Origin of the sequence: Bradyrhizobium sp. cf659, assembly GCF_900113725.1 — a bacterium.
Taxonomy (GTDB): domain Bacteria; phylum Pseudomonadota; class Alphaproteobacteria; order Rhizobiales; family Xanthobacteraceae; genus Bradyrhizobium.
In genome coordinates, this window is sequence record NZ_FOQJ01000009.1 from 110,378 (window position 1) to 121,747 (window position 11,370).

Here is an 11,370-nt window from a genome sequence, read left to right on the forward strand (position 1 = left end):
CAGCGTCAGACACCGAGCTCGGTCGGTTCGGGGATTTCGATGACAAGCTATTCGATGATCAAGGTCGGCAACGGCTACGTTGTGCAGGCCAATGACAAATGCATTTTGAAGGTCGGCAGCCGGCGCAAAGCCGCGCAATTGATCAGCGAGGCCACGGACTTGCTGAACGCGCTCGCCACCGTCGAATCCCCCGATATCGCGCCGGAAGCGCCATCACTCGCGCGTGAGGCCCCGGAACTTCCTTGACGACTCTTCCCGTTTCCCGTATCAGCCGCGGCGGGACACCTCCCCCCAACGGGAGGCTTACTATCTGGAAGGGTAGAATATGACTGTAGCGAAGCCCGCTTCGCGGCCCAACGTGCCGCATTTTTCCTCCGGCCCCTGCGCCAAGCGCCCCGGCTGGAACGCCCAAAATCTCAAGGACGCAGCGCTCGGCCGCTCGCATCGCGCGAAGGTCGGCAAGACCAAGCTCAAGCTCGCGATCGATCTGACGCGCGAAGTGCTTGAAGTGCCCGCCGATTATCGCATCGGCATCGTGCCCGCCTCCGATACCGGCGCGGTCGAGATGGCGCTGTGGTCGTTGCTCGGCGCACGGCCCGTCACCACGCTCGCCTGGGAATCCTTCGGCGAAGGCTGGGTCAGCGACATCGTCAAGGAATTGAAGCTCAAGGACGTCACCAAGCTCAATGCGGCCTATGGTGAAATCCCCGATCTCTCCAAGGTCGATCCGAAGTCGGACGTCGTCTTCACCTGGAACGGCACCACCTCGGGCGTCCGCGTGCCGAACGCCGACTGGATCAGCGCGACCCGCGAAGGCCTGACCATTTGCGACGCCACCTCGGCGGCATTCGCGCAACCCCTCGACTGGGCCAAGCTCGACGTCGTCACCTTCTCCTGGCAGAAGGCGCTCGGCGGCGAGGCCGCGCACGGCATGCTGATCCTCTCCCCGCGCGCGGTGGAGCGGCTCGAGACCTACAAGCCGGCGTGGCCGCTGCCGAAAATCTTCCGCATGACCAAGGGCGGCAAGATCAACGAAGGCATCTTCGTCGGCGAGACCATCAACACGCCGTCGATGCTCTGCGTCGAGGATTATCTCGACGCGCTGAACTGGGCCAAGTCGATCGGCGGCCTCAAGGCGCTGATCGCGCGCGCCGACGCCAACACCAAGGTGCTGGCCGACTGGAAGGCGAAGACGCCGTGGATCGACTTCCTGGCCAAGGACGCTTCGATCCGCTCCAATACCTCGGTGTGCCTGAAGTTCACCGATCCCGCGCTCACCTCGCTTTCGGCGGACGCGCAGGCCGACTTCTGCAAGAAGCTGGTCGCGCTGGTCGAGAAGGAAGGCGCCGGCTACGACTTCGCCTATTACCGCGATGCGCCGGCCGGCCTGCGCATCTGGTGCGGCGCCACCGTCGAGGCCAAGGACGTCGAGCTGCTGACGCAGTGGATCGACTGGGCCTTCGCCGAGACCAAGGCGCAGCTCGCCAAGGCGGCTTAAGTTTCTTTTCGCCTCTCCCCGTTCTTACGGGGAGAGGCCGGATCGCGCAGCGATCCGGGTGAGGGGCTCTCTCCGCGAGCACCTTCGCCTGTGGCTGCCCCTCACCCCAACCCTCTCCCCGTAAGAACGGGGAGAGGGAGAAGAAACAGCATCAACCTACTCCCGAAGGCCGCCCCTCTTTGCGAGGAAGGTAGAGGATCCTCCCCATGACCAAACCCAGAGTTCTCATTTCCGACGCGCTTTCGCCCGCTGCCGTGCAGATCTTCAAGGATCGCGGCGTCGAGGTCGACTTCCAGCCCAATCTCGGCAAGGACAAGGACAAGCTCGCCGAGATCATCGGCAATTACGACGGCCTTGCGATCCGCTCCGCGACCAAGGCGACCGCCAAGATGCTCGAGAAGGCGACCAACCTGAAGGTGATCGGCCGCGCCGGCATCGGCGTCGACAACGTCGAGATCCCCGCCGCCACGGCCAAGGGCATCATCGTGATGAACACGCCGTTCGGCAATTCGATCACGACCGCCGAGCACGCCATCACCCTGATGCTGGCGCTCGCCCGCGAGATCCCGCAGGCCGACGCCTCGACCCAGGCCGGCAAGTGGGAGAAGAACCGCTTCATGGGCGTCGAGATCACCGGCAAGGTGCTCGGTGTGGTCGGCTGCGGCAACATCGGCTCGATCGTCGCCGACCGCGCGCTCGGCCTGCGCATGAAGGTGGTCGCGTTCGATCCGTTCCTGTCGCCGGAGCGCGCCAAGGACATCGGCGTCGAGAAGGTCGATCTCGACGACCTGCTCAAGCGCGCCGACTTCATCACGCTGCACACCCCGCTGACCGAGAAGACGAAGAACATCATCGACGCGGCCGCGATCGCCAAGATGAAGAAGGGCGTGCGCCTGATCAACTGCGCCCGCGGCGGCCTCGTCGACGAGCAGGCGGTGGTCGATGCGCTGAACTCCAAGCACATCGCGGGCGCCGCCTTCGACGTCTTCGTCGAGGAGCCCGCGAATGCCAACGTGCTGTTCGGCCATCCCAACGTGATCTGCACGCCGCATCTCGGCGCCTCCACCACCGAAGCGCAGGAGAACGTCGCGCTCCAGGTCGCCGAGCAGATGTCGGACTATCTGCTCACCGGCGCGATCTCGAACGCGGTCAACTTCCCCTCGATCACGGCTGAAGAAGCGCCGAAGCTGAAGCCGTTCATCGCGCTTGCCGAGAAGCTCGGCTCGTTCGCCGGCCAGCTCACCGAGAGCGGCATCCTCAAGGTCGAGATCACCTATGAGGGTCATGTCGCCGAGATGAAGATCAAGGCGATCACCTCCGCCGTGCTGTCGGGCCTGCTGCGGCCGATGCTGGGCGAGGTCAACGTGGTGTCCGCGCCCGTCGTCGCCAAGGAGCGCGGCATGGTGGTGGACGAGATCGTGCGCGCCGCCCAGAGCGACTATGAGAGCCTGATCACCGTGACGGTCGCGACCGAACGCCAGGAGCGCTCGGTCTCCGGCACCGTGTACCATGACGGCAAGCCGCGATTGGTTGACGTCAAGGGCATCCGCGTCGACGCCGAATTCGGCAAGTCGATGATCTACGTCACCAACGAGGACAAGCCCGGCTTCATCGGCGCGTTCGCGAGCCTGCTCGGCGCCGCCAAGCTCAACATCGCGACCTTCCATCTCGGCCGCGTCAAGCAGGGCGGCGACGCCATCGCGCTGGTCGAGGTCGACGGCGCGGTGCCGGCCGACGTGCTCGCCAAGGTGCAGGCCCTGCCGCAGGTCAAGCAGGCCAAGGCGCTGACGTTCTGACCAAGGTCTCTCCGTCGTCATGGCCGGGCATAGCCGTCCAAAGGACGGCGTCGCTTCCGCTCGCCTATGACCCGGCCATCCACGCGCATCCGCAAGTGAAGACGTGGATGCCCGGGACAAGCCCGGGCATGACGAGTGGATGGAGCGGGGCGCGCGCCCCGGAATGACGCGTATCATATATTCCGACCCGCGGAACAACGCCGCCTCCCGCACCGGAGGCGGCGTTTTTATTTCTCCCCCGGCCTTCCAACTTTGTGTACCAATGGCGACCAGGACGCTCCGTTCAAAATCGTTCGACAAGGGAGAAAACAATGCGTGAAGCCGTCATCGTTTCCTATGCGCGCACGGGCCTCGCGAAATCCGGCCGCGGCGGGTTCAACATCACGCCGCCGATGTCGCTTGCGGCCCATGCCATCCACCACGCGGTCGATCGCGCCGGCGTCGAGAAGGACTACGTCGAAGACTGCTATCTCGGCAATTGCGCCCACGGCGCGCCGAACATCGGCCGTCAGGCCGCGCTGCTCGCCGGCCTGCCGAAGACCACCGCCGGCGTCTCGGTCAACCGCTTCTGCTCCTCGGGCCTCCAGACCATCGCGATGGCCGCCAACTCGATCCGCTCCGACGGCGCCGAGTGCATCGTCGCTGGCGGCGTCGAGAGCATTTCCATGCCGGGCGGCGGCACGCCGAAGGAATCGATCGATCCGGAGCTGCTCAAGGTCGCCCCTGACATCTTCATGGCGATGATCGACACCGCCGACATCGTCGCCGAGCGCTACAAGCTCAGCCGCGTATATCAGGACGAGTTCTCGCTGGAATCGCAGCGCCGCATGGCCGCGGCCCAGCAGGCGAACAAGTTCAAGGACGAGATCGTCCCGATGAAGACCAAGATGAAGGTCGTCGACAAGCAGACCAAGGCCGAGAGCATCGTCGACTACGTCGTCGATCGCGACGAGTGCAACCGGCCCGAGACCACGCTGGAAGGCCTTGCCAAGCTCGAGCCGGTGAGGGGGCCCGGCAAGTTCGTCACCGCCGGCAATGCCAGCCAGCTCTCGGACGGCGCCGCCGCCGTGGTGCTGATGGAAGCCAAGGACGCCGAGAAACGCGGCCTCAAGCCGCTCGGCCGCTTCGTCGCCTGGGCGACCGCCGGCTGCGAGCCCGACGAGATGGGCATCGGGCCGGTGTTCGCGATCCCGAAGCTGCTCAAGCGCACCGGCCTCAAGATCGACGACATCGATCTGTGGGAGCTCAACGAGGCCTTCGCCAGCCAGTGCCTGTATTGCCGCGACCAGCTCGGCATCGATCCCGCCAAGTACAACGTCAACGGCGGCTCGATCGCGATCGGCCATCCCTTCGGCATGACCGGCGCGCGTCTCACCGGCCACCTGCTCCAGGAAGGTGCGCGCCGCAAGGCGAAGTGGGGCGTGGTGACGATGTGCATCGGCGGCGGCCAGGGCGGCGCCGGCCTGTTCGAGATCTACAGCTGATCTAGGCCGCATGAATGTGAAAGGCACGGCGCCGCAAGCGCCGTGCCTTTTTATTTGATGATTTGAGCGCCAGACCAGGGCGTACCCAAGAATTGCAGCGCGCTCGATGTCCCTTTTTGCTGCCAACAGCGGAGGGAAGCGGACATCGCCTGACTTCGCAAATGGCCAAAGCCGGACCTCGCGCCGACGTGGCTTGGACCACCTTTCACCATTGAATCGCGTAATCAACTACACGATGTCATTCTTATAAAGACAACCGCAATGGAAGATGCTAAAGTTCGCTGGCGATCAAGCTTGCAATGGGGAGGGGCGCCATGGCCTTATCGGACCCGAGCTCGGCGATCCAAACCGTCATAGACGCTGTCGTCAGCGATTACATGGGGATGGCCGTCTACGTCTTCACGGATTTTGACGGCTCCGGCACCCCCTCCGCAAAGTTCTTCTCTCCCTCCCAGACTGAAGTCTGGGACTCGAACCACAAGGTCGTGGCCGCTGCGAACCTGCCAAATACGCTGTTCGAAATCGGGTCCATTTCAAAAGTCTTCACATCCAGAATTTTTTACAGCCTTCAAGGCACATATGATGGGAATACGGTCGGGTCCTGCATGCCCTCGATTTCCCTGCCGGCCGCGATCAGCGGGATTCCGGTCGCCGACATCGTCACTTATGCTTCTGGATTTCCGCAGGATAATGGCTTGCCTCCCGATCCGCGGGGACCATTCTGCCCGCCGAGTAACTTGCAGAACTTCACCGAGCTCGTCGCCTGGTTCAACAGCGGACAGCACTCGGCTTGGATCTGTCCGCCGGGCCAGTGCTACACGTATTCAAACCTTGCCTGGTCCCTCCTGGCTATTGCCGGCGCCAACCCGCAGAACACCTATGTCGACGTCTATGACGAGTACAACACGCAACTCGTCGAGCTGTGCGCGGGTCTGGGCATGAACAACACCGCGTTGTTCAATACGGGCCAAGTGCCCAGCATGGCGTGTGGATATGACGGGACGCAGCCTTTCGACATAGGTCATAGCTATTTGCCGTGCCCACCGATGGAGTTCGGGAGCGGATCGATCGTCAGCTGCGCCTCGGACATGCTTCAATGGCTGCTCTACAACATGGGCCAACTGCAGCCTTCACCGACGGAATTCGCCATCCTGCAGACGCAGCAGCAGACCGGCTGGACCCGGGGCAAATGCGGTACGGCGACGGGCATCTGCGGAGGGCCGACGAAGGGCCCCACGGTCGGAATTGGGTGGTTCTTTCCGAAAATCGCCGGCGCGGCGGGAAGTGTCCTGTCGAAAGATGGCGGCGTACCGGGCTTCAGCTCGTGGATGGGGTTTGAGAGCTGGGTTCAGAACGGCGCAAGCGCTCCGTCGGGAAATGGCGTCGTGGTTCTGTCCGCCGGCAGCCTCGCCTCGCCAGTGGGACAGAAAATCATGTCCATTCTTCTGAACGCCGAGGTCGAGGCTGGTTTGTCGTCGAGTTGACCCAATTTCGGGCTCGTCTTTCGACGAGAGGATGACGGAGAATCCTGCGAAGGGGCCTGATCGTCGATGAGTTCGACGATCCGGGGCGGAGCGCAACCTGCCTCGTGGCAGCAATCGATCTGGTCTGATCCCGCCTCAAGCCCGCGCCAGCGCGGGCGCGAACACCACTTCGATCAGCGTGCCATGGCCTGCGTTCTTGATGTTGAACCGGGCGCGGTTGGCTTCGACCAGCGCCTTGGTCAGCGACAGGCTCAGCGCCGAATTGTCCTCGGCATCGCCCGGCGGCGGGGTGCGGAACGGCTCCATCGCGGCCGCGACCTCGCGCTCGCTAAGGCCGTGGCCGGTGTCGCGGATGCGAAGAGCGATCTCGCCGCGATCGGTCAGCGCGGTCGAGACGATGACCTGGCCGCCGGCGCTGGCGAGCCGGATCGAGTTCGAGATCAGGTTCATGGTGATCTGCCGCATCGCGCGCGCGTCCACGGTCACCTGCGGCAGCGCATGGGCGAGCGAGGTGCGGATGATGATGCGCTCGCGGTTGGCCTGAGGCTGCATCACCACGACGCAGGCCTCGACCAGATCGTTGAGGTTGAGGTTGGCGAAGTTGAGGTCGAGCTTGCCGGTCTCGATGCGCGACAGCTCCAGCAGGTCGTCGATGATCGCGATGACGCGCTCGCCGGAGGCGCGGATGTCCTTCATGTACTCGCCGTAGCGCTCGTTGCCGAGCGTGCCGAAGCGTTCGGAGATCATCACCTCGGCAAAGCCGATGATGGCGTTGAGCGGCGTGCGGATCTCGTGGCTGATCCGGGCCAGCATGTCGGCCTTGGCATTCGCCGCGCCGTCGACGAGACGGCGGGCCTGCGTCAGCTCGCTCTCGCCCTTCTTGCTCTGGGAGAGGTCACGGAACACGGCGAAGAAGTTCGGGCCGTCGGGCCTGGTGCGGCCCATGATCATGGCGAGCGGAATGACGCCGCCCTTCTTCTCGCGCCCCAGCACCTCGCGGCCGTGGTCGAGCAGGCTCGAAATGTCCTGGCTCTTGACGCTTTCGAGATAGTCGGCGACGACCTGCCGGCTCTCCGGCGCGAACAGCGTCACCAGATTCTGCTCGAGCAGCGCTTCGCCGTCGTAGCCGAACAGCGCCTCCGCGCTGCGGTTGCAGACGTGGATGTTGCCTTCGGCATCGAACATCACGATGCCCTCGGCCGTGGTGTCGAGGATGGCGGCGAGATCCTCGGCGTCGGCATCGCCGGCCTGGGACTCGAGCTCGGAAGCATAGGGGAAGGACTCCGCGACAAGAGGCGCGGCGGCAACAGGCTCGGCGACAACGGGCGGCGCGGCGACAGGCTCGGCAACGGCGGGCGCAGCCACGACAGGTGCAGGATTGGGCAGCGCGCAGACCAGCGCATGCGCGCTCTCGCCGTCCCAGTCGATCGTGTGCAGATGCGCCTCGGTGGTCGGCAGCGGCTCTTCGCCATTGGCAAGCGTCGCGCTGATCGTCACCGGCGTGCCGCCATGCGAGGTGCTGCTGGCGGCCGACACGCCCGGCTCGACATAGAGCGCATCGAGCCCGCCGGCATTCTCCAGCGCGCTCACGCTGGCATGGCCCATGCGCGCGAGGAACGCCGGGTTGGCGTAGAGCAGCCGGTCGAGGCGATAGATCAGGATGCCCGTCGGCAGCAGGTCGAGCAGCGCGCGGTCGCGCATGCTGTGGCCGCGCGCCGGCGGCGCCGGCTCGGTCAGCCATTCGGCCGGCGTGTGCGGCGCATCGATCGGCGGTTCGGGTGCGGTCTCCGCCGGCGGTTCGGTCGCGCTGGCGGCGATCGTCTCCCGCTCGCGTTCGAGGCGCTCGGACAATTGCCGGGCGAGCTCGTTGAACGCGCTGTTCTCGATCGGCGTCAGCGTCGGCGATCTGGCATCGCCGGGCGGGCGGAACGGCACGACGTTGGGGGGCGTTTCCACTGGCGTTTCCGGATCGGTTGGGTGTGAAGTCGCGTCGGGTGCGGGGTCGGGCAGTTCAGCTTCAGGTGCGGGCTCAGGCTCAGGTGCGGGCGGCTCGGCCGGCGGAGGCGGCGCCTCCGCCACGGGCTCCGGCTCCGGTTCGGGCTCGACGATGTCGGCGGGCAGGCCGTGCTGCGCGTGCGGTTCGGCGAACTGCTCGAAGCGCCTCAGCGCATCGAGCCGGTTGAGGCCGTCGAGATCGCGGCAGACGCCAAAGCCCTTGAAGCCGGCGAAATTGCGCGCGTGGTCGTAGACCGGCAGGCCCGCGAGCTCGACCGGCAGATGCTCGCCGCCATCGGCCGGCCAGTTCACGGTGATCCCGGCCCAGGTGTCGTGGCTGGCCAGCGCCTGCGCCACGCGCCCCTCCGGGTCGAGCGAGAATTCCGCGGCGATCTCGCGCCAGGGGCGGCCGAAGCCGGCGGTGGTGTGCGGGCCCATCAGGCGGATGAACTCGCTGGTTGCGAGCACAAAGCGGCCCTCTGCATCCATCTGCCAGAGGAAGCGCAGCGGATGCTGATGCGGCGCGGGCGTCTCTGTGGGACCCGATGGCGGCTCGACCATGCCTGATGTGATCGGCGCGGCCTGCGGCGACACAATGGCTGAGGGCTGGTTTTCAACCGGAGTTTTCGGCGCGTCAGCCGGTTCTTGGGCCGGTTCTTGGACAGTCGCTTCGGCCGGTTCTTCGACCGCTTCGTCGACGGCTTGCTGGACTGTCGCGGTCTCCGGCGTCGCCTCGCGCACGGGCAGCGCGGGCGCGGGCATGTCGACCGGATCGGCGAAGGCGTCGAACAGTGCGATAGCGGCCGGCGCGTCGCTCGGCGGCGGCGGCGCGTTCGGCGTCTCGGCGGCGTGCGGCGTGGATTGAGCCGGCGCTGCGGGCGTGACATCAGGTGTGCTCTCGGGCGCGGACGCGGCCGGCGCGGCATCGCTCGCCGCGGCCGTTTGCGCGGCGGCCGGCTCGATCAGCGCGACCAGGCCGATATCGGCCCCGAGCCCAACCCGTTGCAGCACCATCTGGCCGATGCCGATCGGCGTCTCGGCGCGGCCGCTGCGAAGCGCATCGCTGCGGGCCTGTTCCAGCCCGGCTTCGCCGAGATCGCGGAAGCCGAGCAGAGCGCGGGCGGCGTCGCTGGCGCCGACGAACATTCCGTCGGGCGCGAACGCCGCCATCGGCATCCTGGCGCCCGCGACGAGACGATGCAGGCGCTCCACCAGCGGCATGGTGCGCACCAATGGATCCATCGCGGTGACGAGCACGGCCTGGCCGCCATCGGCGAAGGTCAGCCGTGTGCAGGCGCAGGTCATCAGCATGCCGAGCCGGGCGCCGAAGCCGCGCAGCCGTTCGAGCCGCACCGTGCCGTTCGCCGGCAGCTGCCGGGCGAGCCGGGCGACCTGGCGGCGATGGCTGTCAGCGGGGCCGAAAACCTTGTCAGCCAGCGCTGCGGCATGCGCCGCGCCGAAGAATTTTGCACCGACCGGATTGGCCCACAGCACGCGCGTTCCGTCGACCGACCAGAGCCACGCGGGCAGCGGGGACGTCGCATGCACGGCCAGCCGGGGATCGCCCACGCCTCGCAACTGGAAATCCGAATGACTCATCCGACCGGCTTTAGGTCTCACTGACACGCGTCTGGTCTTAGGGCTGCCGGGAATGACAGCCTTAAGAAAGGGTTAGTATCGCGCGCAGGCGCGGGCAGGTCCACGGCCCCAGCCTACCGGGGAGGCCCTAAAGCCGCGATAACCTTAATCCGGCCGACCCCGCAAGCCGCGCAGGCGCTGCATCCGCAGGATTCGCGGGGGGAGCCAGATCGTCAGCCGCGCGGCGATGGATGCGCCCCGGCCGAAGCACGCGAGCCCCTCCGTCATTCCGGGGCGCGCCACTCGGCGCGAGCCCGGAATTCATGTCCCTGCGATCTTCGCGGCCTGATGGATTCCGGGCTCCCTCGCTCCGCTCCGGCCCCGGAATGTCGACCTCAACCACGGGTTCCCCCAGGCAGGAACCTCATCCTCTCCGGGATTAAATTTTTCCTGTGCACCCCGGATCGCGTTGCGCTGCACAATGTTGACATGTTACGCAGTGATACTGCTGGGCGTTGGACGAGCCATCTTTTTCGTTACGCGTATCCAGTCTTCGTACCCGCCAACAGAAGGGCCCCGGTTGGCCGGCGGGCGCGCCAGAAGGCTCACTCCATTTTCCATGATCGTGAGGGACCAAAATGACAGGTGCGACTGATCCATTCTCCGCCTCCATCATCCCGTTCGAGGTGCCGGAGCAGATGCGTGCGTTCGCCGAAAAGGGCGTTTCGCAGGCCCGCGAGAGCTACGCCAAGTTCAAGGACGCGGCCGAAAGCCATAACGGCACCATCGAGGCCGTGTTCTCGTCCGCCAGCAAGGGCGCGAACGAGTACACCGCCAAGCTGATGGAGTTCATGAAGGCCAACACCACCGCCCATCTGGACTTCACCCAGGAGCTGCTCGGCGTGACGTCGCCGTCGGATGCGTTCGCGCTGTGGAGCAGCCATGGCCGCAAGCAGCTCGAGACCTTCCAGGCCCAGGCCAAGGAGCTCGCCGAGATCGCCCAGCGCGCCGCAACCGCCGCCGCCGAGCCGATCAAGGCCAGCGCCTCCAAGCTCTACCCGCCCGCCGCCTGAGCGATCGGGCCGGTTTGATTAGGGCCTGATCCGGACCCGAAGGGCCGCGCGCAAAGTGCGCAGCGGTTTTCCGATAAGATCATGCCCAAATAAAAAGAAACCCGGGCCCAGGCCCGGGTTTTCCTTTGGAAATAACGTCGTTTGAGGGTGGATTCCGCCCGTTTGCGGCCTTGCCAAAAACGGCCGTTGCACCTAGTTTCCGCCCCGTCCAGCCCCCCTCGGTGACCGGCCCGTCCAGGCGCCCAAGGCGGCTCGCAAGGATGCAGTTGTAGCTCAGTTGGTTAGAGCGCCTGTCTGTGGAACAGGAGGTCGGTGGTTCGAGCCCACCCAACTGTACCAATGACCAACTGCTTGTATATTCGTGCGCTTTCGTTTCCCCTCGCTCTGCACCGAGTAGCGACCACCGCGCCGTGAGCGCCCTGCAGCAGCGACCATCGAAGTTGGCAGGCTTGCAGCCGCACT

The 11,370-nt window shown here is 65.6% G+C and carries 7 protein-coding genes and 1 tRNA gene; 7 read left to right on the forward strand and 1 reads right to left on the reverse strand.

Features of this window, described 5'->3' with window-relative positions:
* Nucleotides 1-54: 54 nt before the first annotated feature.
* From BM118_RS29515 to BM118_RS29535, 5 genes are all read left to right on the forward strand, one after another.
* Nucleotides 55-246, forward strand: coding sequence for a hypothetical protein (locus BM118_RS29515; RefSeq protein WP_244550268.1), 192 nt, complete (start codon nucleotides 55-57; stop codon nucleotides 244-246).
* A 79-nt stretch (nucleotides 247-325) separates the two neighbouring features.
* Nucleotides 326-1,498, forward strand: a complete 1,173-nt coding sequence (locus tag BM118_RS29520) for a phosphoserine transaminase (RefSeq protein ID WP_092189913.1) — start codon at nucleotides 326-328, stop codon at nucleotides 1,496-1,498.
* 206 nt (nucleotides 1,499-1,704) lie between these two features.
* Nucleotides 1,705-3,294 carry a phosphoglycerate dehydrogenase gene (gene serA / locus BM118_RS29525; RefSeq protein WP_092189915.1) on the forward strand — a complete coding sequence of 530 codons (1,590 nt, stop codon included), beginning with the start codon at nucleotides 1,705-1,707 and terminating at the stop codon, nucleotides 3,292-3,294.
* Nucleotides 3,295-3,605: 311 nt separating this feature from the next.
* Nucleotides 3,606-4,778 (forward strand): thiolase family protein, encoded by a 1,173-nt coding sequence (locus BM118_RS29530; RefSeq protein WP_092189917.1) that lies wholly within the window; start codon nucleotides 3,606-3,608, stop codon nucleotides 4,776-4,778.
* A 314-nt stretch (nucleotides 4,779-5,092) separates the two neighbouring features.
* Nucleotides 5,093-6,262, forward strand: coding sequence for a serine hydrolase domain-containing protein (locus BM118_RS29535; RefSeq protein WP_177234811.1), 1,170 nt, complete (start codon nucleotides 5,093-5,095; stop codon nucleotides 6,260-6,262).
* Between the two features lie 135 nt (nucleotides 6,263-6,397).
* Here the strand turns inward: BM118_RS29535 and BM118_RS29540 are convergent, their stop codons facing one another.
* On the reverse strand, nucleotides 6,398-9,856 hold the full coding sequence (locus BM118_RS29540; RefSeq protein WP_177234812.1) for a PAS domain-containing sensor histidine kinase: 3,459 nt from the start codon (nucleotides 9,854-9,856) through the stop codon (nucleotides 6,398-6,400).
* A gap of 617 nt (nucleotides 9,857-10,473) precedes the next feature.
* On the opposite strand from BM118_RS29540, the gene BM118_RS29545 reads away from it, so the two are divergent.
* Complete coding sequence (locus tag BM118_RS29545; protein WP_092189923.1) at nucleotides 10,474-10,908, forward strand: phasin; 435 nt, start codon at nucleotides 10,474-10,476, stop codon at nucleotides 10,906-10,908.
* A gap of 262 nt (nucleotides 10,909-11,170) precedes the next feature.
* Nucleotides 11,171-11,247, forward strand: a tRNA-His gene (locus BM118_RS29550).
* Nucleotides 11,248-11,370 lie beyond the last annotated feature (123 nt).